Origin of the sequence: Mesorhizobium sp. BAC0120 (genome assembly GCF_033542235.1) — a bacterium.
GTDB lineage: Bacteria > Pseudomonadota > Alphaproteobacteria > Rhizobiales > Rhizobiaceae > JAWRCU01.
The window spans coordinates 336,501-360,565 of the sequence record NZ_JAWRCU010000005.1 but is presented as its reverse complement, the minus strand read 5'-3'; the positions used below and the strand labels follow the sequence as shown (position 1 = coordinate 360,565).

Annotated in this window: 21 protein-coding genes and 2 tRNA genes; 14 read left to right on the top strand and 9 right to left on the bottom strand. The window is 62.2% G+C overall.

Annotated features, from left to right (window positions below; genetic code table 11):
- Window positions 1–57 precede the first annotated feature (57 nt).
- The 11 genes from SAZ10_RS14675 to SAZ10_RS14625 all read left to right on the top strand — a co-directional run bounded on the left by SAZ10_RS14675 (window position 58) and on the right by SAZ10_RS14625 (window position 10,662).
- Entirely contained in the window at window positions 58–1,374 is a 1,317-nt protein-coding gene (locus tag SAZ10_RS14675) for a sugar ABC transporter substrate-binding protein (protein ID WP_318609983.1), read from the top strand.
- A gap of 147 nt (window positions 1,375–1,521) precedes the next feature.
- Window positions 1,522–2,418 carry a sugar ABC transporter permease gene (locus SAZ10_RS14670; RefSeq protein WP_318609982.1) on the top strand — a complete coding sequence of 299 codons (897 nt, stop codon included), beginning with the start codon at window positions 1,522–1,524 and terminating at the stop codon, window positions 2,416–2,418.
- Between the two features lie 2 nt (window positions 2,419–2,420).
- Complete coding sequence (locus SAZ10_RS14665) at window positions 2,421–3,287, top strand: carbohydrate ABC transporter permease (RefSeq protein WP_318610132.1); 867 nt, start codon at window positions 2,421–2,423, stop codon at window positions 3,285–3,287.
- Window positions 3,288–3,304: 17 nt separating this feature from the next.
- On the top strand, window positions 3,305–4,402 hold the full coding sequence (locus SAZ10_RS14660) for a sn-glycerol-3-phosphate ABC transporter ATP-binding protein UgpC (protein ID WP_318609981.1): 1,098 nt from the start codon (window positions 3,305–3,307) through the stop codon (window positions 4,400–4,402).
- Between the two features lie 2 nt (window positions 4,403–4,404).
- A complete protein-coding gene (locus SAZ10_RS14655; protein WP_318609980.1) occupies window positions 4,405–5,517 on the top strand; it encodes a mandelate racemase/muconate lactonizing enzyme family protein in 1,113 nt (370 codons plus the stop codon).
- A gap of 4 nt (window positions 5,518–5,521) precedes the next feature.
- A complete protein-coding gene (locus SAZ10_RS14650; RefSeq protein WP_318609979.1) occupies window positions 5,522–5,851 on the top strand; it encodes an L-rhamnose mutarotase in 330 nt (109 codons plus the stop codon).
- Between the two features lie 221 nt (window positions 5,852–6,072).
- On the top strand, window positions 6,073–7,146 hold the full coding sequence (locus SAZ10_RS14645) for a Gfo/Idh/MocA family protein (RefSeq protein ID WP_412535218.1): 1,074 nt from the start codon (window positions 6,073–6,075) through the stop codon (window positions 7,144–7,146).
- Window positions 7,147–7,154: 8 nt separating this feature from the next.
- A complete protein-coding gene (locus SAZ10_RS14640) occupies window positions 7,155–7,607 on the top strand; it encodes a MaoC family dehydratase (RefSeq protein WP_318609978.1) in 453 nt (150 codons plus the stop codon).
- Between the two features lie 32 nt (window positions 7,608–7,639).
- On the top strand, window positions 7,640–8,371 hold the full coding sequence (locus tag SAZ10_RS14635) for an SDR family oxidoreductase (RefSeq protein ID WP_318609977.1): 732 nt from the start codon (window positions 7,640–7,642) through the stop codon (window positions 8,369–8,371).
- A gap of 22 nt (window positions 8,372–8,393) precedes the next feature.
- Window positions 8,394–9,239 carry a fumarylacetoacetate hydrolase family protein gene (locus SAZ10_RS14630; protein ID WP_318609976.1) on the top strand — a complete coding sequence of 282 codons (846 nt, stop codon included), beginning with the start codon at window positions 8,394–8,396 and terminating at the stop codon, window positions 9,237–9,239.
- 142 nt (window positions 9,240–9,381) lie between these two features.
- Window positions 9,382–10,662, top strand: coding sequence for an L-fuconate dehydratase (locus tag SAZ10_RS14625; RefSeq protein ID WP_318609975.1), 1,281 nt, complete (start codon window positions 9,382–9,384; stop codon window positions 10,660–10,662).
- Window positions 10,663–10,785: 123 nt separating this feature from the next.
- Here the strand turns inward: SAZ10_RS14625 and SAZ10_RS14620 are convergent, their stop codons facing one another.
- The gene (locus SAZ10_RS14620; RefSeq protein WP_318609974.1) at window positions 10,786–11,685 is read right to left on the bottom strand and encodes a DUF72 domain-containing protein; all 900 of its coding nucleotides are present in this window, start codon (window positions 11,683–11,685) and stop codon (window positions 10,786–10,788) included.
- 238 nt (window positions 11,686–11,923) lie between these two features.
- Between SAZ10_RS14620 and SAZ10_RS14615 the strand changes: the two genes are divergently transcribed.
- Window positions 11,924–12,226: an adenylate cyclase gene (locus tag SAZ10_RS14615; protein WP_318609973.1), complete on the top strand. Its 303-nt coding sequence runs from the start codon at window positions 11,924–11,926 to the stop codon at window positions 12,224–12,226.
- A gap of 290 nt (window positions 12,227–12,516) precedes the next feature.
- On the opposite strand, the gene SAZ10_RS14610 is transcribed toward SAZ10_RS14615, so the two are convergent.
- The gene (locus SAZ10_RS14610) at window positions 12,517–13,077 is read right to left on the bottom strand and encodes a hypothetical protein (protein WP_318609972.1); all 561 of its coding nucleotides are present in this window, start codon (window positions 13,075–13,077) and stop codon (window positions 12,517–12,519) included.
- 787 nt (window positions 13,078–13,864) lie between these two features.
- On the opposite strand from SAZ10_RS14610, the gene SAZ10_RS14605 reads away from it, so the two are divergent.
- A complete protein-coding gene (locus SAZ10_RS14605; protein WP_318609971.1) occupies window positions 13,865–14,038 on the top strand; it encodes a hypothetical protein in 174 nt (57 codons plus the stop codon).
- Between the two features lie 152 nt (window positions 14,039–14,190).
- Here the strand turns inward: SAZ10_RS14605 and SAZ10_RS14600 are convergent.
- A tRNA-Ser gene (locus SAZ10_RS14600) sits at window positions 14,191–14,280 on the bottom strand.
- Window positions 14,281–14,607: 327 nt separating this feature from the next.
- Window positions 14,608–14,681, bottom strand: a tRNA-Lys gene (locus SAZ10_RS14595).
- 998 nt (window positions 14,682–15,679) lie between these two features.
- Here SAZ10_RS14595 and SAZ10_RS14590 point away from each other — a divergent pair.
- The gene (locus tag SAZ10_RS14590; RefSeq protein ID WP_318609970.1) at window positions 15,680–16,081 is read left to right on the top strand and encodes a hypothetical protein; all 402 of its coding nucleotides are present in this window, start codon (window positions 15,680–15,682) and stop codon (window positions 16,079–16,081) included.
- Window positions 16,082–16,088: 7 nt separating this feature from the next.
- Here the strand turns inward: SAZ10_RS14590 and SAZ10_RS14585 are convergent, their stop codons facing one another.
- From SAZ10_RS14585 to kdpA, 5 genes are all read right to left on the bottom strand, one after another.
- On the bottom strand, window positions 16,089–16,778 hold the full coding sequence (locus SAZ10_RS14585; protein WP_318609969.1) for a response regulator transcription factor: 690 nt from the start codon (window positions 16,776–16,778) through the stop codon (window positions 16,089–16,091).
- Window positions 16,775–19,498 carry a sensor histidine kinase KdpD gene (locus tag SAZ10_RS14580; protein WP_318609968.1) on the bottom strand — a complete coding sequence of 908 codons (2,724 nt, stop codon included), beginning with the start codon at window positions 19,496–19,498 and terminating at the stop codon, window positions 16,775–16,777. The genes SAZ10_RS14585 and SAZ10_RS14580 overlap by 4 nt, the downstream gene beginning before the upstream one ends.
- Before the next feature lie 74 nt (window positions 19,499–19,572).
- A complete protein-coding gene (locus SAZ10_RS14575; RefSeq protein ID WP_318609967.1) occupies window positions 19,573–20,181 on the bottom strand; it encodes a K(+)-transporting ATPase subunit C in 609 nt (202 codons plus the stop codon).
- An 11-nt stretch (window positions 20,182–20,192) separates the two neighbouring features.
- Complete coding sequence (gene kdpB, locus SAZ10_RS14570) at window positions 20,193–22,328, bottom strand: potassium-transporting ATPase subunit KdpB (protein ID WP_318609966.1); 2,136 nt, start codon at window positions 22,326–22,328, stop codon at window positions 20,193–20,195.
- 14 nt (window positions 22,329–22,342) lie between these two features.
- Window positions 22,343–24,055 (bottom strand): potassium-transporting ATPase subunit KdpA, encoded by a 1,713-nt coding sequence (gene kdpA, locus SAZ10_RS14565; protein ID WP_318609965.1) that lies wholly within the window; start codon window positions 24,053–24,055, stop codon window positions 22,343–22,345.
- Window positions 24,056–24,065 lie beyond the last annotated feature (10 nt).

Here is a 24,065-nt window from a genome sequence, read left to right as displayed (position 1 = left end):
GATTGCTTGAAACCGAAGGCCGGAATGATCGGCTCGCGCCCAATTGGGGAGGATATTATGAACAGACTGCTTTGCGGCGCCGCGACCGGCGCGATTTTGTTCGCCTTGGGCGGTTGGGCTCAAGCGGCCGACCTGCCCGGCAAATTCGAGGGCGTTACCATCGACGCAAAGCTCATCGGCGGTCAGCAGTATGAAAAGCTCTATGAGCGCATCGGTGAGTGGGAGAAGCTGACGGGGGCCAAGGTCAACGTCATCTCCAAGAAGAATCATTTCGAGCTCGACAAGGAAATCAAGTCCGACATTGCTTCGGGCAGCATCACCTGGTGCGTCGCCTCGAACCATTCGTCCTTCGCGCCGCAATATCCCGGTATATATACCGACCTTGCCGCGCTCCTGCCGAAGGAAGAGATCGATGCCTTCGTGCCGTCCACCATCAAGGCCTCGACGCTCGACGGTAAGCTGGTCATGCTGCCGCGCGCGCAGTTCGACGTGTCGGCGCTCTACTACCAGAAGAGCCTCTATCAGGACGAAGCCAAGAAGGCCGCTTACAAGGAGAAGTACGGCGTAGAGCTCGCTCCGCCGGATACCTGGGAAGAGGTCGCCAGGCAGGCCGAGTTCTTTGCCAGCCCGCCGGATTTCTACGGCACGCAGTTCGCCGGCAAGGAAGAGGCGATCAACGGCCGGTTCTACGAGATGCTGGTCGCCGAGGGCGGCGAATATCTCGACAAGGATGGCAAGCCAGCCTTCAACTCGGAAGCCGGCGTGCGCGCGCTCGACTGGTTCGTCAATCTCTATAAGGCGAAGGCCGTGCCGGCAGGCACCACCAACTATTTGTGGGACGATCTCGGCCAGGGCTTCGCTTCGGGCACGATCGCGCTCAACCTCGACTGGCCGGGCTGGGCCGGTTTCTTTAACGATCCGAAGTCGTCCAAGGTTGCCGGCAATGTCGGCGTGAAGGTGCAGCCGAAGGGCTCCTCCGGCAAGCGTACGGGCTGGTCCGGCCATCATGGCTTCTCGGTCACTGAAAACTGCGCCAGCAAGGAGGCTGCAGCCTCGCTCGTCTGGTTCCTCACCAATGAGGACAGTCAGAAGCTCGAGGCTTCTACCGGTCCACTGCCCACCCGCACCGCAGTGTGGCAGTGGGACATCGAGCAGGCCGCCAGCGATCCATACAAGAAGGAAGTGCTGACGGCCTTCCAGGAGGCCGCGCAGAACGCCTTCCCGGTGCCGCAGACGGCGGAATGGATCGAGATCTCCAACGCGGTCTATCCCGAGCTGCAGGCTGCTATCCTAGGTGACAAGACCTCGAAGCAGGCCCTCGACGATGCTGCCGCCAAGGCGACGGAAATCCTCGAGGAAGCCGGCAAGCTTTAAGGAGACTTCAGCGGGGGCGCTTTCGTGAGCGAAGGCGCTCCCGTTTCCATTTTAACAATGAGCGAGCGTTCTTGCCGATACCCGTGTGTGGCGGGATGGTGAATGCGCGGCTTCGCCCGCCTCGCTCCGATACTGCGATTGGGTGATATGAAAGGCTGGAGACCCTCAGCGCCGTTCCTGTTGCTGCTGCCGGCAATTGTCGTGCTGGCTGCCGTGGTGGTCGTGCCGCTCGCGCTTTCCTTCTATTCGAGCTTCACGCCGTTCCGGCTCACCAAGCCTGAGACCTTCTTCGTCATCACCGGCTTTCGCAACTACCTGAACATCGTCTCGGACTGGAATTTCTGGATCGCTTTCGGCCGCACGATCCTTTTGCTCACGGTCGCACTCAACCTCGAAATGCTGCTCGGCCTCGGTCTTGCGCTGCTCGTCGAGAAGGCTTCGCGGGGCCAGCGCGTGCTGCGCACCATCATGATGTTCCCGATGATGTTCTCGCCGATCCTCGTCGGGTTCCAGTTCAAGTTCATGTTCAACGACAATATCGGCCTGGTGAACAATGCACTGCAGTCGCTGGGGCTGATCAACCAGGCTATTCCGTGGCTGATCGAGGGGCATCTCGCCTTCATCGCCATCCTGGTCGCCGAAATCTGGTCGTCGACCTCGGTTTTCGCGATCCTCATCCTCGCCGGGTTGCTCGCCATGCCGCGCGAGCCGGTCGAGGCCGCGCGCGTCGACGGCTGCACCGCCTGGCAGACCTTCCGTTATGTGACCTGGCCCTTCGTCATGCCGTTCGCCTTCATCGCCATGACGATCCGCTCGCTCGACGTGGCGCGCGCCTATGACATCGTGAAGATCATGACCGATGGCGGGCCGGCCGGTCGGACCGAGCTCGTCTGGACGCTGGTCGCGCGGACCGGCTACAGCGACGCCAAGATGGGGCTGGCGAACGCCATGGCCTATTTCTCGATCCTGTTGTCGGTCCTCTTCACCGTCTATTTCTTCCGCAAGCTTGCCGCGGCGCGCACGCAGATCGGAGCCGAGTGGTGAGGATGGACGAGAACGCCACCCACAGGCTCAGGCGTCGTGCGCTGAGCGCCGCGCACGCCGTGGGGCTGTTCCTGGCGATGCTGATCATCCTGATGCCAGGCATCTGGATCGTGCTGTCGTCGCTCAGGCCAACCGTCGAGATCATGGCGAAGCCGCCGGTCTGGATCCCTCAGGAGGTCTCGCTCGACGCCTACATCAACATGTTCAGCGGCGTGGGGAAGGGCGGCATTCCGGTGCTCGACTATTTCCGCAATTCGCTGATCATCTCGGTCACCTCGACCTTCATCGCGATCGTCATCGGCATGGCCGGCGGCTACGCCTTCGCGCGCTACCGCTTCCGCGGCAAGTCGGGTTGGTTCCTCGGCCTGATGCTGACGCGCACCGTGCCCGGCATCGCGCTGTCGCTTCCGCTCTTCTTCGTCTATGCTCGCCTCGGCCTGATCGACAGCCATTTCGGGCTGATCCTCGCCTATGTGGCGCTCAACGTACCCTTCACGATCTGGCTGATCGACGGCTTCTTCCGCCAGGTGCCCAAGGATCTTGCCGAAGCCGCGCAGATCGACGGTTGCACGCGATGGCAGGCCTTCTGGCAGGTTGAGTTCCCGCTTGCCGGACCGGGTATCGCTTCGTCCGCTATCTTTGCGTTCCTGACGTCCTGGAACGAATTTGCGCTCGCCTCGCAGCTTACGCGTTCGATCAACTCGAAGACGCTGCCGGTCGGGCTCCTCGACTACACGGCCGAGTTCACCATCGATTGGCGCGGCATGTGCGCGCTCGCCGTCGTTATGATCATCCCGGCGCTTATTCTCACCTTCATCGTCCAGAAGCACCTCGTCTCCGGCCTTACGTCGGGCGCGGTCAAGGGCTGAATCTAGGGGCTGAATTCATGGCAACTGTTTCGCTCAAGAAGCTTTTCAAGCGCTATGGCGCGACGCCCGTGGTGCACGGCATCGACCTCGAAGTTCGCGATCGCGAGTTCATCGCGCTGGTCGGACCTTCTGGCTGCGGCAAGTCGACGACGCTACGCATGATCGCAGGCCTCGAGGAGATCAGCGAGGGGCTGATCGAGATCGGCGGCCGCGTCGTCAACGACCTGCCGCCGCGTTCGCGCAACATCTCGATGGTCTTTCAGTCCTACGCGCTCTATCCGCACATGACGGTGCGTGAGAATATGGGTTTCTCGCTGAAGATCGCGGGCGCGCCGAAGGAGGAGATGGACCGCCGGGTCGCCGAAGCGTCGGCGATCCTCGGTCTCGACCATCTGCTGGAGCGGCGGCCCTCGCAGCTCTCCGGCGGCCAGCGCCAGCGTGTCGCCATGGGCCGCGCCATCGTGCGCGACCCCGATGTCTTCCTGTTCGACGAGCCGCTCTCGAACCTCGACGCGAAGCTGCGCACCCAGATGCGCACCGAGATCAAGAAGCTGCACGCCAAGGTCAACTCCACGGTTATCTATGTCACGCACGACCAGGTCGAGGCGATGACGCTGTCGGACCGCATCGTCATCATGCGCGAGGGCCATATCGAGCAGGTCGGCACGCCCGACGAGGTATTCCGTCGCCCGGAGACGCGTTTTGTTGCCGGGTTCATCGGCTCGCCGCCGATGAACCTGACCGATGCGACGGTCGACGACGGCGCGCTTGCATTCGCAGGCGGCACGCGGCTGCCGTTGCCCGGCCATTTCAAGGCGAATGTGCAAGCCGGCCGCAAGGTCGTGTTCGGACTGCGCCCCGACGACGTCTATCCCACGGGGCACGGCATCCATTCGGGCGAGGTTTCGGACGTGCATGAGATCGAGCTGCCGGTTACAGTGACCGAGCCGCTTGGAAACGAAACGCTGGTCTTCGCCGAATTTGACGGGAAGGATTGGGTTTCGCGCATGCTGAACCCGAAACCGCTGAAAGCCGGCGAGAAGGTGAAGCTCAGCCTCGACCTCTCGCAGGCGCACCTGTTCGATGCCGAAACCGGCAAATCTCTGAGGGCCTGACGATGGCAAAGATCGAGAAAATCGAGCTCCGCATGGTGGACCTCGTCCCCAAGGTGAAGCGTACCGATGCCATCCAGAGCTTTGTCAGCCAGGAAACGCCGATCGTCACCATCACCGATGCAGATGGCGCGCAAGGCACCGGCTACAGCTATACGATAGGGACCGGCGGCTCGTCGGTCATGCGCCTTCTTGCCGATCACCTTGCGCCGCGCCTGATCGGCCGCGACGCGGACATGATCGAGGCGATCTGGCATGAGCTTGAATTCGCAACGCATGCAACGACGATCGGCGCAATCACGTCGATCGCGCTTGCTGCGATCGATACGGCGCTCTGGGATCTGCGCGCCAGGAAGCAGGGCCTGCCGCTCTGGAAGCTCGCCGGCGGCGCGAAGGACCGCTGCCCGCTCTACACGACCGAGGGCGGTTGGCTGCATATCGAGGCCGAGGCGCTGGTCGAGGATGCCCTTCAGGCCAAGGCGAAAGGCTTCCGCGGGTCAAAGGTGAAGATCGGCAAGCCGACCGGTGCCGAGGATTTCGCCCGGCTTTCCGGCGTTCGCAAGGCGCTCGGCGAGGACTACGAGATCATGACCGACGCTAATCAGGGCTTTGCCGTCGACGAGGCGATCCGCCGTGCCGGAAGGCTGCGGGAACTCGACCTTGCATGGATCGAAGAGCCGCTGCCGGCCGACGACATAGACGGTCACGTCCGGCTGTCGTCATCGACCGCAACGCCGGTGGCGATCGGGGAATCCCTCTATTCGATCAGGCACTTCCGCGAGTATATGCAGAAGGGCGCGTGCTCGATCGTGCAGGTCGACGTCGGCCGCATCGGGGGCATCACGCCCTGGCTGAAAGTGGCGCATGCGGCGGAGGCTTTCGACATACCCGTCTGCCCGCATTTCCTGATGGAGCTCCACGTCAGCCTCGTCTGTGCGGTTCAGAACGGCAAATATGTCGAGTATATCCCGCAGCTCGACGAGATCACCGGCAGCCGCATGAAGATCGAGGATGGCCATGCGCTGGCGCCGAGCGAGCCGGGGATCGGTATCGATTGGGACTGGGACGCGGTAAATGCGAAAAGCGTCGCCGAATTCAGCACGGCGATAACGGGGTAGGAAGATGCAGCGGATGAGCATGGTGCTGGGCCTCAAGCCTGAAAAGGTCGACGAATATGTGCGGCTGCATGCGGCCGTGTGGCCCGACGTCCTGAATATGATCTCGGCCTGCAACATCAAGAACTATTCGATCTATCTGAAGCGGCCGGAGAATCTGCTCTTCAGCTATTTCGAATATCACGGAACCGACTTCGAAGCCGACATGGCGAAGATGGCCGCCGACCCGAAGACGCAGGAATGGTGGTCCGTCTGCATGCCATGCCAGCAGCCCTTCGAGACGCGCAAGGAAGGCGAATGGTGGGCCTCGATGGACGAGGTGTTCCATCATGATTGAAACGTCGCGCGCGGAGTACCCCTTATCCGTCGCCTTCGGCGTCACCTTCTCCCACAAGGGGAGAAGGGGAGACCTGCATTCTCGTTTCCGCCAAGCTCCAAGCTCCGCGATTTGCCCAACCGTTCATGCCAAGCTCCCCCTTCTCCCCTTGTGGGAGAAGGTGGCTCGGCGCGTAGCGCCGAGACGGATGAGGGGTATTCCAGAAAGCGCCGGACCTGCCCATGCCCTTTGACCCAACCTCTCTCGTCCAATCCTGGCCAAAGCCGTCAGCGCCTCGACCCATCGTCACCTTTGGCGCCGGGTCGATCGTCGGCGACGCGCATTTTCCGGCCTACAAGAAGGCAGGCTTCCCGGTTGCCGGGCTCTACGATCCGGACCAAGCCAAGGCCGAAAAGCTGGCAGCCGCGTGGGGCGTGAAGGCGTTTCGCTCGATCGAGGAGGCGGCCTCGGTCGAAGGCGTGATTTTCGATCTCGCGACGCCGCCGGTTAGACATGCCGAGGTACTGGAAGCGCTACCCAGCGGCGCGGTCGCGCTGATCCAGAAGCCGATGGGCGGCGATCTCGCCGATGCAACCCGCATCCTGGAAACCTGCCGGTGCAGGGAACTGAAGGCGGCCGTCAATTTCCAGCTTCGCTTTGCGCCGATGATGCTGGCGCTGAAGGACGCCATCGCCAAGGGCTGGCTTGGCGAAGTTGTCGATTTCGATGCCTGGCTGGCGCTCGCCACGCCCTGGCAGCTTTGGGAGTTCCTGCTCAAGGCTCCGCGGGTCGAGATCGCCATGCACTCGATCCACTATCTCGACCTCATCCGGCAGCTGCTCGGCGACCCGAAGGGCGTGCACGCCAGGACGCTCGGCCACCCGTCGCACGCGATAGCGCAGACGCGCACAAGCGCGATCCTCGACTATGGCGAGCGTGTTCGCTGCGCCCTTTCCATCAATCATGACCATAAATTCGGGCGCAAATACCAGGCCTGCGAGTTCCGCATCTGCGGTACCGAAGGCGCTGCCTATTTGAAGCTCGGCGTTAACCTCGACTATCCACGTGGCGAGCCGGACATCCTGGAAATCTACCCGAAGGGAGGCAGCGACTGGATCAACGTGCCGCTCGAAGGCGGATGGTTTCCGGACGCCTTCGTCGGCCGGATGGCCAACGTCCAGCGCTTCGCCGCAGGCGAGGACGCCGAGCTGGTGAGCTCCGTCGAGGATGCCTGGAATACCATGGCCCTGGTCGAGGCAGCCTACCAATCGAGTGCTGCGCCCGCGACGCCGCTCGCCAAGAAGCCTGAAGGGTGAAGTTGCAAATGGAGCAGGCGATCTATTTCGAGGATTACGAACTGGACCACGTGCGGACGACCACCGGCCGTACCATCACGGAGACCGATTTCGTGGTGCACGCCGGCCACACGGGCGATTTCTTTCCGCATCACATGGATGCCGAGTTCGCCAGGACGACGCCTTTCGGCCAGCGTGTGGCACACGGAACCATGATCTTCTCGATCGGCATCGGCCTGACCGCCAGCCTCATCAATCCGGTCGCCTTCTCCTACGGCTATGATCGCCTGCGCTTCATCAGGCCGGTCTTCATCGGCGACACGATCAAGACGCGCGTCACCATCGCCTCGAAGGAAGACGATCCGAAGCGGCGCGATGCAGGCCGCGTTGTCGAGCGTTGCGAGGTTTTGAATCAGCGCGGAGAGGTGGTGCTCGCCGCCGATCACATCCTCATCGCAGAGCGGCGCAACAAACCGGTCTGACCGGCAGTCAACCATTTGAGCAGGAACTGAAAATGGCAAATCTTGAAGGGAAGATCGCGCTTGTAACCGCAGCCGGGCAGGGGATCGGTAAAGCGAGCGCGCTCGCTTTTGCGAGCGCCGGCGCGACTGTGCACGCAACCGATATCAACGAGAAGACTCTGGCTGAGCTTGCAGGCAAGAAGGGGATCACGACGAGGCGGCTCGACGTGCTCGACACGGCGGCGGTCGAAGCTGCGGTGAAGAAGATCGGCCGGATCGACATCCTCTTCAACTGCGCAGGCTTCGTCCATTCGGGCTCCATAATGGAGATGAAGGACGAGGAGCTGGAATTCGCCTTTGATCTCAATGTGAAATCGATGGTTCGCACGATTCGCGCAGTACTCCCGGGCATGATCGCACAGGGCGGGGGCGCCATCGTCAACATGGCCTCCGTTGCGGGGAGCGTCAAAGGCGTGCCGAATCGTTTCGCCTATGGAGTCACCAAGGCCGCGGTCGTCGGGCTCACCAAGTCCGTGGCGGCCGACTATGTCGCGCAGGGGATTCGCTGCAACGCGATCTGCCCGGGCACGGTCGAGAGCCCGTCGCTACAGGACAGGTTGAAGGCGCAGGGTGACTACGAGGCGGCGCGCAAGGCCTTCGTCGCGCGCCAGCCCATGGGGCGGATCGGCACCCCCGAGGAGATCGCCGATCTTGCCGTCTATCTTGCCGGCGCGACCTATACGAGCGGCCAAGCCTACGCTATCGACGGCGGCTGGACGATCTGAAAACATCTGGAGGACTTTTTCTATGAAGCTACTGAGATACGGCGAGGCAGGGCGCGAGCGGCCCGGTGTGCTCGACAGCGCCGGCCGGATTCGCGATCTCTCGGGCCATGTGTCCGACATCGCCGGTTCTGCGCTGAGCCCGGATTCGCTGGCCACGCTCGCCAATATTGACCTCGAGAGCCTGCCGCTGGTCGACGGCAATCCACGCATTGGCCCCTGCGTTGCCGGCACCGGCAAGTTCATCTGCATCGGGCTCAACTATTCGGACCACGCCGCCGAGACGAACGCGACTGTGCCATCCGAGCCGATCATCTTCATGAAGGCCACTTCGGCGATCGTCGGCCCCGACGACGACATCGTGATCCCGCGCGGCTCGCTGAAGACCGACTGGGAAGTCGAGCTCGGCGTGGTAATCGGCAGCAAGGCGAAGTATGTCACCGAGGCCGAAGCACTCAACTATGTCGCCGGCTATTGCGTGGTCAACGACGTGTCGGAGCGCGCCTTCCAGGCCGAGCGCCAGGGTCAGTGGACGAAAGGCAAGAGCTGCGACACCTTCGGCCCGATCGGGCCGTGGCTGGTGACCAAGAACGAGGTGCCGGATCCGCAGAACCTGCCGATGTGGCTGACGCTCAACGGGGAGACGATGCAGAACGGCTCGACGAAGACCATGGTCTACGGCGTCGCCTTTCTCGTCTCCTACCTCAGCCAGTTCATGAGCCTCTTGCCCGGCGACATCATCTCAACCGGCACGCCGCCTGGCGTAGGTCTCGGCATGAAGCCGCCGCGCTTCCTGAAGCCCGGCGAAATCATCGAGCTCGGCATCGAAGGGCTCGGCAAGCAGCGGCAGGTGACGAAAGCCGACGTCTAAGGGAATACGGGAGTAGGGGAATAGGGCACTAGGGCAATAGGGACCACAAATCGGTCTCCGTTTTTCGTCACCTACTCCCTTACTCCCTTATTCCCCTACTGCCCTTTGCCCTATTGCCCTACTCGCTTCCGGGAGCAACCAAGTGACCCGTATCACCGGCCTGCGCACCTTCGACCTGCGATTCCCAACATCGCAGAGCCTCGACGGCTCGGATGCGATGAATCCGGACCCGGACTATTCGGCGGCCTATGTCATCCTCGACACGGATCGCGACGGGCTTGCAGGCCATGGGCTCACCTTTACGATCGGGCGCGGCAACGACATCTGCTGCGCTGCGATCGAGGCGCTGCGGCATCTGGTCGTCGGGCTCGAGCTGGACTGGGTGAAGGAGAATCCCGGCCGCTTCTGGCGGCACATCACCGGCGATAGCCAGCTGCGCTGGATCGGTCCGGACAAGGGGGCGATGCATCTCGCCACAGGCGCGGTCGTCAACGCTGTGTGGGACCTGTGGGCGAAAGAAGCCGGCAAGCCAGTTTGGCGCCTGGTCGCCGATATGAGCCCGGAAGAGCTCGTCGGCATCGTCGATTTCCGCTACCTCACCGACGCACTGACGCCCGACGAGGCACTCGATATTCTGCGCCGCGCCGCGCCCGGCAAGGCGGAGCGCATCGCAACGCTCGGGCGCGAGGGCTATGCCTCCTACACGACCTCGGCGGGCTGGCTCGGCTATGACGACGCCAAGCTGCGAAGGCTCTGCCAGGAGGCAGTCGACGCAGGCTTCAACCACGTCAAGATGAAGGTCGGTCGCGATCTCGACGACGACATTCGTCGGCTGACGATCGCCCGCGAGGTGCTTGGGCCAGATCGTTTCCTGATGATCGACGCCAATCAGGTCTGGGAAGTCGGCCAGGCGATCGATTGGGTGAAGAAGCTCGCCTTCGCCAAGCCCCATTTCATCGAGGAGCCGACCAGCCCGGACGATATTGCCGGCCACAGAGCGATCCGGGAGGCTGTGAGCCCGATCAAGGTCGCGACCGGCGAGATGTGCCAGAACCGCATCATCTTCAAGCAGCTCATTGCCGGCGGTGCGATCGACGTCGTGCAGATCGACGCCTGCCGCATGGGTGGGCTGAACGAGGTTCTTGCAGTGCTGCTGATGGCCGCAAAGTTCGGCCTGCCAGTCTGGCCGCATGCCGGCGGGGTAGGGTTGTGCGAATATGTCCAGCACCTTTCGATGATCGACTATGTTGCGGTGTCAGGCACGAAGGACGGCCGCGTCATCGAATATGTCGACCACCTGCACGAGCATTTCGTCGATCCCTGCGAGATCAGGAATGCCGCCTATATGCCGCCTAAACTGCCCGGCTTCTCGATCGAGATGAAGGCGGGTTCGATCGAGGCGTATCAATTCAAAGGGCAATAGGGCAATAAGGCAGTAGGGGGCAACAGGGACTGGTGGTCACGCGGTAGCTGGCGGTCGAACGAACGCGACGCGTGCCGTCTCCTCGACTACCTACTGCGCCATATTGCCCTATTGCCTTGCCGCTCATGCAGCTTCCTCCACGTTAACCCCAAGCCGCTCCGCCAGCCCCTTCGCATCTGCCGGCGCGCGGACCTTCGCGTCGTTGTCGAAGAAAACATAGACATCGCGCCCCTTCGCGAGCCGCTTCGTCGGCCCGAGCACGCGGTCGGCATTGGCGGGCTCGCCGCCGCGGGCCCAGGCGCGCACGCGGTTTGCCCAGGTGTCGAGTGCATCGTCGTCATAGCCGCTCGCGTAGAGCTCCTGTGATCCGTGCAACCGGCAGTAGACGAAATCGGAAGTCAGATCCATCAGGAGCGGCCATTCGACAGTGTCTGCACAGACCAGCGCGATGTCGTAGCGGCGCAACAGGTCGATGAACTCCGGCACACGGAAGCTGTCGTTGCGGATCTCGACGGCGTGCCTCAGCGGCTGCTCGACGTCGCTCTGCAGCCAGGCGCGGCCTTTGAGCCGCTCGTCGTGGCGCCGCGCCAGCTTCGCCGCCTCCCCCGTATCATGCGGCAGGAGGGCGAGGAAGGATCGGAAGCGCTCAGGGTCGAACTTCATCTGCGGTGGGAACTGCCACAGGATCGGTTCTAGCTTCGGACCGAGGCGCAGCAGGCCGGATGCGAAGAAGTTGGCGAGCGGCGTCTCGATGTTCTTCAGCTTCAGCATATGCGTGATGTAGCGCGACCCCTTGATGGCGAAGACGAAGCAGTCAGGCGTTTGTTCTCTCCAGGCCGCAAAGCTCTCGGGGCGCTGTAGCCCGTAAAAGGTGCCATTGATCTCGATCGCCGGAAAATGCTGCGCGGCATAGGCAAGCTCCCGGCTATGCGGTAGGTCTTCGGGATAGAAGACGCCGCGCCAGCGTGCATAAGTCCAGCCCGAGATACCGATGCGGATTGTGCCTTGTTTCGGCGAGCGCATGTCGTGGCCGTAGATAGGGCGACAGGCAATAGGGGGTAGGGCAGGACCCGCAGAGGCCGGTAACCAGCGAACGCGAATAGTCGCGATTTCCGGGAATAGGGCGAGGTAAGGGGGCGTTGAAGGCGTTGAGGGGCCAATGAGCCCTTCCGTGAATGGCACCGCCGTGCCCTGGTGAAGCCTTCAAGCGGCTCGAGGACGGGGTCAGCGGTACGCTTGGACATCCCTTTGGAGAACAGCCATGAAACATCTCATGATGTCGATGATGCTTGGCATTTCCTTGCTCGCAACCTCCACCGGCTTGGCTTTGGCCGGTAACGTCCACACGGTAACCGGGACGACAGGTCAGCCGAACCAAACGATCGGCACCGCACAGACGGGCAGTGTCACGCCGGGCCACGCCAGCACTGCCCCGGGTTCAGCCTTCAACCCAAATGGCACCGCGCCAGCACACTACGCAGGCAGCCAGCCGCAGAACTCCAAGAATCCGAAGAGCGTGGCCCAGTACGACGTGGCCGGCTTCCAGCAGTCCCATAATCATTAGCGTATAGCAGAGGCGCCGGTGGGCGACGGATTCGCTGCGACCTCGATCTGGAGGCCGCAGCGGATCAGCGCATAAGCAGAATTGCTGGCCCGGTGGCAGTCTTCGCCTTGGTGCAGCGCGGCCGTGGTGGGAGAGGAGGCGGCGCCTCTGCGCAGGGGGCGACACTGATCCGCCCCGTGTCGATGATCCGCTCACATGACGAACCGCGGGAGCCAGCAATCGCGTTGCTTCATCGCACGCCCAGAACACCCAATCGCTGATGCTGGCAGGGCCGAGCGCCACGGTGCGCATCAGACGAAGGAGAATTCTAATGATGAAGCGACTCCTATTGCATCGGCAGCCATCGCCCTATCAGCCTCTCTGGCGATCGCCCAAACTGGAGGTAGCTCGGGTACTGGCGGCTCCGCAGGCACAGGCCGCGCAATTGGCGGCAGCTCAGGCGCCGGCTCGATGGGCACACGCGGCGCCACCGGCGGCAGCTCGGGCGCCACCGGCTCGATGGGCACAGGCGGCGCCACCGGCGGCAGCTCGGTCGCGACCGGCTCGATGGGCACACGCGGCGCCACCGGCGGCAGCTCGGGCGCCACCGGCTCGATGGGCACAGGCGGCGCCACCGGCGGCAGCTCGAGTGCCACCAGCTCCACTGGAACCGGCAGTGGAACCGGGGACAACTCGGGTAGCGGCGGCTCCACCGGTACCGGCAACGCGATCGGAACCGGAGGCACCTTAGTTACGACCGGATCCATCGGAAACGGCAGCGGGAACATCAGCAGTTCGAGAATCGGCTCGACGCCGGAGAATTCAAGTTCAAGCCGCGACTGTGCGCCCGGACACCAGGCCCAGAATGCCATGCCAGGGCAGGGCACAGGGGCAAACACAGCCGCGCCTGGTCAGATGAATTCGCAGGAACGGGGTTGTTGAGCATGCACGATGCTCCGATTCGCCAATCGACGGGGCCAGCTCCCTAGTCCCGTCCAGCGGGTCTTCAAGGGGTAGATGTTTTGAGATCATCACCCAGTCCTTGGTTTTGCGTCAGCCGCTCAGGACTACCGAAAGCCATAAAGCCACCCGGCCTCAACCAGCATGACGGCGAGCAAGGCGAACGAGAAAACAAGCTGTCGTAGCGGAGTTAGGGCGCCGCTTCGCCTCACGCTCGAGCGTGCTCCGATCTTTGCCATACCTGCGGATCAGCTCTTGTGCCTCCTCCACCGAGATGCCGTTCGAAGCGGCAGCCGACGGCGTTCATGTAATGGACGCTGACAGAACGATCCCGCTGGCCTGGCGTGATCCCGGCTGCCGCCCTGACGGACGTGGCGTTCTATGATCTCCAGTTCGCTCTCAGAGGGGCAGATGCTCTGCAGTACCGTGCAGGCGTCTGTGTTCCCCGCGGTGGTGCGACCCCGAAAATGACATCAAGGCGAGCTGCCTTCGGCCAGGCATACGTGGCCCTCGCTGGGCAATGCAGGAGGGCAACTCCGTAAGCGCTCTCGTCCCGTTATCCCGTCCAGGAACAAAGTCGTTCAACCTGGGTTATGGGGACGCGGTTCCGATCCGCGTCAACCTGACGGAGGTCGCCCCGGGAGGAATGATTGGTTTGGGCAGATGAGTGGTCCTGCAAGAAAATTCGTAAAGCGGTGGATGAAAGCCCACCTGCTTCCTCCCAATGCTGTTGTTTCCGAGCAGGCCGGTCCGCTGGCCGAGCGGTTTAGACAAAGCGCCCAAAACACAGGGATCGCCGCAGCAGAACTAGCTGACGAAATTGGTGACATCGAAACTTTCGTGGCGATGGCCATCGGCCAGATGCAGCGCTGAGGTAATCAACGAGGGTAGGCTCCTCGCCTTGCGCCGGCCGGGCTGATTGGCTGCACAAGATGTGGTGGCTCGCGCACCGAGCTTACTATGAGCCGGAGAAGAGTTGAACCGAAGAGTTGAACCGAGGTCTCCGGGTCGGACAAATGGCGGGATGGCGGACAGGGTGGGATTCGAACCCACGGAACGGTTGCCCGTTCGGAGGTTTTCAAGACCTCTGCCTTAAACCCCTCGGCCACCTGTCCGTTGGTCGCCAGATATCGCGCTGCGTAGCGCTCCGTCAACCTGTTCGGCCGCGTCCGCCTGCATCCCTGGCATGACGTGCGAATAGAGGTCGAGCGTGATCCCGATCGTCGAATGCCCGAGGCGCTCGGCGGCGACCTTCGGATGAACGCCGCTGGCTAAGAGCCGCGTTGCATGGGTGATGGCTCCTGATGCGCGGCGAGCGCGGTGCCGCCGTTGCTGCTCTGATCCGCGTCCGGACAGACATAGCTGATCACTGACGCCCGACTAGGCGTCTTCCTGCCCAGACTGCCCCGCAGGCTTCGGCTGGCGGGGCTCTTTTTTGTGAGGGTGTCCCGACAGGAATTGAACCTGTGACCTACAGATTAAGAATCTGCCGCTCTACCTACTGAGCTACGGGACCACTGAGCACATACCCTGTCCCGGGCGTTTCGCCAAGCGCCGATCGCCGGCCCTGCTCTGGACCTTCTTGAATTTCCTGGTGCTGTTGTGCAGGAGAAAGCGACCGACCGAGGTTTGATTAGTCCTTACCCGCGAATGCGCGGTGCCAAGAATTGTGCCGCCAGATTGTGCTCCGACACGGCGCCTGTGTCTGAACGGTGGGCGGGATGCCATCGACATTTGGTTTGCCCAGCAAGCCGCTCATCTCGCCCATCTTCTTGGGCTTCAGGCTTCAAACTGACTCGATACTACTGGCAGGCAACGGCGCGATCCAGATACCGGGCGCGCCAGCAATAGGCTCGCCACGTCAGCCTCTTCATTGGTCTGGGCATTTGCACCTGTCGTTCATATCCGCGAGGGCCATCTGAAGGTCGAGGGCGAGCTCCTGCGCCTCAGCCAGGAGGCGATTACGATTCTGGACAATGTGAAGTTCCCCCATCGCGGACTCGACGTCCGCAAAATTCGCCTCGATTTCAGATGTGCCAAGGCCATGAAGGCGCGTTTGCACAAATCTCAGCGAAGTTGCGGGCGTTGTTTCCTCGCCTCCTGAGGCTAGTGAACAAAACAGGACCGGACATGACAGGGCGGGAATTCGCCCGCGCAAAGTGCTGAATAAGGATTTGCCGGGACGGGGAGGAACGAGCTTAGCCGAATTTCAAGACCGGTGCTTTAAACCGCTCGGCCACCCATCCAACTACATGGTGCAATTGCTTTCAGCGCTGTCTTGAGGATTGCGGTTGCCCCATCCTGCGCCCGAACGCCGGCGCCGGGGCCTTTTACGGTCTTCTGGATTGCAGCGTCAACTTGCTCGTCGGCCTTCTTTTTGACCGCCGGCGTTGCCGACCCCGCACTGGCGCCATAAAATCTGCTGATCGCCACGGAATGGGCTTCGCCATGCCATTGTTGGAAGACGTTTGGAGGGGCGGACCTTGGACTGCGCTCGGGATCGGGGGGATTGTCTTGGCCGTTCCGGTGATCTTTCCAGCGCTGCGGCCGCAATGGGCAGCGGCGGTCAAAGCAACCGCCAAATTGTTCCTCGAAGCGGAATTCGATGCCGACAATGCGATCACGGACAAACTGGTGGATACCGCCGTCGACTCCCTGCTCGCGGCAACCGCGCGGGGCACGGACGACGAAAGAAAACAGGCCGCGGAACGCGAACTCCATCGCTTCAGGCACAGGGCGAGGGCGCGTGCATCGAGAAAAGCCTGGGACGACGCGGACCGGGACGCCCGGTACGCGCGGTACATGGATAAATTGCACCGCCGCATCCATCGGGCGCGTGGGAAAGCGACCGGCGCGGATGGCGTGGCGCTCGATCACGCGTTTGCGGCGCTCGCAGACCATCGAACGTGGTCGTAGTCCGAGCTCATCCCGGCGAACGCAGCCGATAGCCAATACCAGTCTCTGTAAGAACGTATGCGGGACGTTCAGGATTTTTTTCGATCTTCTGCCGAAGCTGCCGAACATAGACACGCAGATATTGGGTATCTGCCAGATCGCGCCAAAGTTCGTTCATGAGAAATTTATGAGTCAGAACCTTGCCGGCGTGCTGGACCAGCAGGCGCAATAGATCGTACTCTTTGGGGGAGAGCTTTATCTCACGCTCACCGACCTTGACGATGCGCCGTACAAGGTCGACAGAAAGATCACCCACCTGGAAGATCGGCCGCTCGCCCTGAACCTGGAGCTGGTGTCGGAGCGCCGCACGCATCCGAGCCAGTAGCTCGTCCATTCCGAAGGGCTTGGTGATGTAGTCGTCGGCGCCGAAGTCGAGGGCTTGGACCTTGCCGGCCTCGTCGCCTCGGCTTGAGAGCACCACGATCGGCACACCCTCGTTCCGTTCACGGATCATCCGCAGAAGCTCGAGGCCTTGTATGTCGGGGAGACCGAGGTCAAGGATTATCAAAGTGGGATCCTGGCCCAGCAGCTCCAGGCCGGTTTTCCCGTTCGGCGCTTCCAGGACTTCATATCCCTGGGTGCCCAAACCCATGCGCAGCAACTTCCGTATGGGCGGCTCGTCGTCGATCACCAGGACCTTGGGCGCGGCAGCTGTCATGCAGCGGTATCCAATTGCTTGGGATTGTCCGGGATCGGCAGGCGGATCGTGAACACCGCACCGCTCCGATCGGTACGGTTCGCGGCCGAAATGGTGCCTTCCATGGCGTCGACAAAGCCGCGGGAGATGGCGAGCCCCAGGCCGGTTCCGGCCCTTACCCTGTCGCCCTTCTGAGCGCGATAGAACTTGTCGAAGATGTGCTCGAGCTCGCCGGGCGGAATACCATCGCCCTCATCGAGCACCTGCAGGTAGACAGAATCCCGTTCGCGCCACGCTTGAACGCGCACCGTCGTGCCGGACGGAGCATATTTCGCGGCATTGTCCAGGAGATTGAACAAGACTTGCTCGAACAGCACGGGATCCAGAGCCAACATAGGCAAATCCGGCGCAAGTTCCACCTCGACCTCGTGGTCGGCCAGGATCCGGGCAGTGCGCTGCAGCGCGCTGCCGACGATCTCGCCGAGATCGTGCGCCGCGACGTTCGGCATGACCGCGCCAGATTCGAGCTTTGTCATATCGAGAAGATTGGCGATGAAGCGGTTGAGCCGCTCGGCCTCCTCGATGATCGTCGTCAGCAATTCGGCCCTCTGCGGTTCGGTCAAATTGCCTCGGAGGTCGCGCAGTGTACCGGCGGAGCCCAGGACCGCCGCAAGGGGAGTCTTGAGGTCGTGCGAGATCGACGTCAGCAGGGCCGATCGCAGCCGCTCGGTTTCGACGCTGCGCCTGACACGCTCCATGTCCTCGACCAGGTAAACTCGCTCGATCGCCAACGCAGCCTGGTCGATCAGTGCATCGAGCAGGCGCCGTTCGTCAGGCGTAAGGATAGGGCCAGGCTTGTCCGTATCGATGCCGACCACGCCGATTGCGCCCCGACCTGTGCGCATGTGCAAGAAGAGGCGTTTCGCGCCGGGCAGGTTTTCGGACCCTCGTCCGGCGGGGCGGTTGCTCTCCCATGCCCATTTTGCGGCGGCGAGGTCGGCCTCGTCCAGCATGTCTTCGGGCGGATAGCCGGCCTTGACGGTGATGGTGCCGTTCTCCGGAAGGAGCAGAACCACGCGAACTTTCAGCATGAGGGCGATCTGATAGGCCGTTGCCCAGAGCACATCGTCCAGCGCGCCGACACCGGCAAGCTTGCGGCTGAACGTGTAGAGAGACTCCGTCGTCCGTGCTCTTCCCGTTGCCATCACCGCTTGCGCACGCACGCGAGCGGCCATATTCGAGACAAGCACAGCCATCATGGCAAAGAAGACAAATGCAGCCACATTCCTGGGGTCGGCGATCGTGAAGGTATGGGCCGGCGGCAGGAAGAAGAAGTTGTAGCAAAGCATGGCCGCAACGCTCGCCACCAGCGATGGCCAAAGGCCGTAGCGCAAGGCGACACCTACGACCGCGGTAAGAAACAAAAGATCGGTGTTCTCGATCCCGAACCAAGGAAAGATCAAAAGACCGATGCCCAAAGCAGCGGCGACCGCAACCAGGGCTGCGATCAGATCGGTGGGATTCACACGGTCGGGCGAGGCGGCTGTCTTCACCGTCTTTCGCGGGATCGGCTCCGTGGCAAGCTCTTCGCCGGCAATGACATGAACGCTGATGTTGCCGGCACTGCGTACCAATTCATGCACGACCGAACCGTGCAGAATTTCGAACCAGCGTGAGCGGGCGGATTTGCCGATGACGATATGGGTGACGTTGTTCGCCTGCGCATAGGCAATCACATCGTCGGCCACACGCCGCCCGGCGCCCGGGATTGTGACAGCCTCACCCCCAAGGTTCTGCGCCTGCCGAAGCGTATCCGCGACACGATCACGCTCTTCCTCGTTCAACTGCTGGCTACGTCGCGTTTCGACGTAAATCGCTGTCCATGGAGCGTGCAAACGGTCCGCGAGGCGTTTCGTATATCGAACGAGACCGGCAGCGCGCGGATCCTCGCTGATGCATACCAAAGCACGCTCACCTGCGGGCCATGGGCCGGCAATGGCGCGGGCGCGCATCTGGGTGAGCAGCTGCTCGTCCACTCGCTCGGCAGTGCGGCGCAGCGCCAGCTCGCGAAGTGCCGTCAGATTGGCCGGGGAGAAGAAATGCTCCAACGCACGTGCAGCCTGCGTAGGAACATAGACCTTCCCTTCCTTGAGGCGTGCGATGAGATCTTCGGGCGTCAGGTCGATCAGCTCGACGGAATCGGCGCGATCAAAAATCGAGTCTGGGACCGTCTCGCGCACGCGAATCCGCGTGATTTGAGCAACGACATCGTTCAGGCTTTCGATGTGCTGGATATTGACCGTGCTTAGGACATCGATGCCATTGTCGAGGATTTCCAGCACGTCGAGATAGCGTTTGGGGTGGCGGCTGCCGGGGGCGTTGGTGTGAGCGAGCTCGTCGACGAGCACGATCTGCGGCCGTCGGGCAATTATGGCATCGAGATCCATCTCTCCGAGCCACTGTCCCTTGTACTCCATGCGCTTGCGGGGGATGACCTCAAGATCTTCCAGGAGAGCCTCGGTCTCCTTCCGCCCATGGGTCTCCACGACGCCGACCACGATGTCGTACCCGTCCCGCTTGCGGGCGCGAGCAGTCTGCAGCATTTCGTAGGTCTTGCCGACGCCTGGGGCCGCCCCCACAAAAATACGAAGCTTGCCGCTGCGGCCCTCTTCTCTTTGGGCCGCCTCCAGCAAGGCCTCGGGCGAGGGCCGCTTATCAGAATCGCGTCGCTCTTCAGGCATTCCGATTCAATTCTATCCAGACGTCGGCAGAAATGCACCGCGTCCGGCATCCAGCACCCACGCGGGCTCGCTTGCTATTGACCAATACTCATCTGATCCAGCGCAAGGTTGAGTTCGAGCACGTTCACGCGGGGTTCGCCAAGGATGCCCAACAACCTGTCCTCGACGTGGTCGTTGACGAGTTGGTGCAGCTGATCCTCCGATAGGTTGCGCGCCTTGGCAACACGCGGAACCTGGAAAAAGGCGCCCTCAGGCGTGATGTTCGGATCGAGCCCGCTGCCTGACGTAGTCACAAGATCGATAGGGACCGGGGCAGAGGGATTCTCCTGCTTCAGCTTGTCCACATCAGCCTGAAGTCGCGCGATCAGAGTCCGATTGGTCGGGCCGAGATTCGATCCGCCGGAATTCGCGGCATTGTAAGCTACGGAGGTCGTCTTGCTCGGATCCTGCGGATCGGGCCCAACCGTGGCCGAGGGACGGCCATGGAAGTATTTGTCGCTCGTGAACGACTGGCCGATCAGCTCGGAGCCGATGACCTTCCCGTCGCGTTCGATGAGGCTGCCTTGCGCCTGGGACGGGAAAATTGCTCCGGCAATGCCGGTCATCGCGAGTGGATAAATCAGGCCGGTGATCACCGTCAGTGCGATGAGAAACACGATGGCCGGGCGGATTTCTTTCAACATGATCTGTCTCCTCAGACGAGGTGCAGCGCATTGACCAAGAGGTCGATCGCCTTGATGCCGATAAAGGGAATGACCACGCCGCCGATGCCATAGACGAGCAGGTTGCGCCGCAGCAGCGGGCCTGCACCGATCGCTCGGAAGGCAACGCCCTTCAGGGCCAGCGGAATGAGTGCGATGATGATCAGTGCATTGAAGATAATCGCAGAAAGGATCGCGCTCTCGGGACTTGCAAGGCGCATGATGTTGAGCGCCTGGAGCGGCCCCGCCTGCGCACCGGCCGGCACATAGAGCGTGGCAAACATCGCCGGGATGATCGCGAAATACTTTGCGACATCATTGGCGATCGAGAAAGTGGTGAGCGCTCCGCGCGTCATCAAAAGCTGTTTGCCAATCTCGACGACCTCGATGAGCTTGGTCGGGTTGGAGTCGAGGTCGACCATGTTGCCGGCCTCGCGCGCGGCCTGCGTGCCGGTGTTCATCGCGACGCCGACGTCGGCCTGCGCGAGGGCGGGCGCATCATTGGTGCCGTCGCCGCACATGGCGACCAGCTTGCCTTTGGCCTGTTCGTCGCGAATGAGCCGGAGCTTGTCCTCAGGCGTCGCCTGGGCAAGGAAGTCGTCGACACCGGCCTCAGCCGCGATTGCAGCCGCGGTCATCGGATTGTCGCCGGTGATCATGACGGTGCGGATGCCCATTCGCCGCAGCTCGTCGAAACGCTCGCGAATGCCGCCCTTGACGATGTCCTTGAGGTGAATGATGCCGAGCAGCTTGCCATCACGGGCGACGGCGAGTGGAGTGCCGCCTGACTTGGAGATCTCATCGGCGATCATGTTGATGTCACGGATCGCCTCCTGGCTAGGCGCTGCAAATACAGGCCGGGGAGCGCCAACAGCCACCGCGACATTTTGGGGCGCGGCAAGGAATTTCAGGATGGCTTCGACCGCACCCTTGCGCACCCAGGTGTCGCCGATCTCAACACCGCTCATGCGGCTCTGCGCCGTGAATGGGATGAACTTGGCATGGCTCTCGCCGACGTCGCGTCCGCGAATGCCATATTTTTCCTTGGCGAGCACGACGATGGAGCGGCCTTCGGGCGTCTCGTCGGCAAGCGAGGCGATCTGCGAGGCGTCCGCAAGCTCCCGGTCGGAGACGCCCCGGATCGGCCGAAACGCGGTTGCCTGTCGATTGCCGAGCGTGATGGTGCCCGTCTTGTCGAGCAGCAAAGTATCGACATCGCCTGCGGCCTCGACCGCACGACCCGACATCGCCAGCACGTTGAAGCGTACGAGACGATCCATGCCCGCAATGCCGATCGCCGACAGAAGCGCGCCAATCGTCGTCGGGATCAGGGTGACGAACAGCGCCACAAGAACGACCACCGAGATGGCGCCGCCGGCATAAGCCGCGAAGCTCGGGATGGTGACTGTTGCAAACACGAAGATGATCGTGAGTCCTGCAAGCAGGATGTTGAGCGCAATCTCGTTCGGTGTCTTCTGCCGCTCTGCGCCCTCGACCAGCTTGATCATGCGATCGAGGAAGGTCGAGCCAGGTGCCGCAGTGATGCGCATGCGGATCCAGTCGGACAGCACCTGCGTGCCGCCGGTCACCGCAGAGCGGTCGCCGCCGGATTCGCGGATCACCGGAGCCGATTCACCCGTGATCGCGGCCTCGTTGACCGACGCGACGCCCTCGATCACCTCACCGTCGGAAGGGATCGTGTCGCCGGCCTCTACCAGCACTAGGTCATTGACCTTGAGGCTGGTGCTCGGCACGAGCTTGTAGTTCCTCGAATCCGCGGCGGTCAGCAGCTTTGCCTGGGTTTCGGTACGCTGACGCCGCAAGGAATCGGCCTGTGCCTTGCCACGCCCTTCTGCGATGGCCTCCGCGAAGTTGGCGAAGATAACCGTGAACCAGAGCCAGAAGATGATCTGGAACGTGAAGCCCAGATGCTCTCCACCGGTTACGAGATCACGGATGAATATGAGCGTGGTCAGCGCAGCAACGGTCTCCACGACGAACATGACCGGGTTTTTGGCCATGTGGCGAGGATTGAGCTTGACGAAGGACGAGCGGATGGCCGGCCCGACAATCTTCATGTCGAGCAGCGCCGAAGCCGGCACGCGCTTGCGGATTTGCGAGGTTTCCATGGAGATAACTCCAATCAATTCAACGGGAAGAGGGTGCCGGTTGTCATCGCGAGATGCTCAACGATGGGTCCGAGCGCGAGCGCTGGGAAGAAGGTGAGGCCGCCGATGATCAGGATCACGCCGACGACCAGCCCGATGAACAGCCCGCCTGTGGTCGGAAAGGTGCCGACGGACGGCGGGACCGTCTTCTTCTCGGCGAGCGCCCCCGCGATCGCCATGGCCGGAATGATCATCCAGAAGCGGCCGATCAGCATCGAGATTGCGCCTGTGATGTTGTAGAAGGGGATGTTGCCGGTGAGGCCTGCGAAGGCCGAGCCATTGTTGCCGGTCTGCGAGGTATAAGCGTAGAGGATCTCGGAGAAGCCGTGCGGCCCGGGGTTGGCAATCGAGGCAACCGCGGTCGGATAGACGGCCGCCACTGCCGTCCAGCCGAGATACATCAACGGCAGGACAAGGATGGCGAGCATGGCCATCTTCACTTCCTTCGCCTCGATCTTCTTGCCCACATATTCGGGCGTGCGGCCCACCATCAGACCGGCAACGAAGATCGCGATGATCACGAACAGCAGCATGCCGTACAGGCCGGCGCCGACACCCCCGATGATGATCTCGCCGAGCTGCATGTTGATCAGCGGGATCATGCCGCCAAGCGCGGTGAAGGAGTCATGCATGGCGTTGACGGCGCCGCAGGAAGCAGCAGTCGTGATAACAGCAAATAGCGAGGAGCCGACGATGCCGAAGCGGACTTCCTTGCCCTCCATGTTGCCGCCGGTAAGGCCCATTGCCGTGAACGCGTCATTGCCATGCGCCTCTGCCCAATAGGCGACAGTGACGCCTGCGATGAACAGCGCACCCATCACGCCGAGGATCGCCCAGCCCTGGCGCTGGTTGCCGACCATGCGGCCGAAGACGTTTGTCAGCGCTGCACCGATCGCGAAGATCGAGATCATCTGGACGAAGTTCGACAGTTCAGTCGGGTTCTCGAACGGGTGGGCGGCATTGGCGTTGAAGAAGCCGCCGCCATTGGTGCCGAGCATCTTGATGGCGACTTGCGAGGCCACCGGGCCAACCGCAATCGTCTGCTTCCCACCCTCGAGCGTGGTCGCATCGACATACGCGCCGAGTGTCTGCGGCATGCCCTGCCACACGAGGAAAAGTGCGTAGACGACACAGATCGGCAGCAGCACATAAAGCGTGCAGCGCGTGACATCGACCCAAAAATTGCCGACAGTCTTCATCGATGCCCGCGCGAACCCGCGGATCAGCGCGACGGCGAGCGCGATGCCGGTGGCCGCCGACAGAAAGTTCTGGTGCGTGAGGCCGAGCATCTGCACGAGGTAAGACATCGTGCTTTCGCCGCCGTAGTTCTGCCAGTTGGTGTTGGTGATGAAGCTGACCGCGGTGTTGAAGGAGAGGTCTGGCGCAACGGCGGTCATGCCCGCCGGGTTGAACGGCAGCACGCCTTGCAGGCGTATCAGGAAGTAGAGAATGAGGAATCCGCCGACGTGGAAGAACAGCATGGCGACCGTGTAGGTCAGCCAGTGCTGCTCGCGCCCTGCATCAACGCCGCCGGCCCAATAGAGCAGCCTCTCGACCGGCCGAAGCACGGGCGAAAGGAAGGTGCGCTCTCCATTGAAAACGCGCGTCATGTACCAGCCTAGCGGCTTCACGAGCACGACCACGATTGCGCAGAAAAGAACGATCTGAATCCAGCCGATAAGCGTCATTGACGTACGC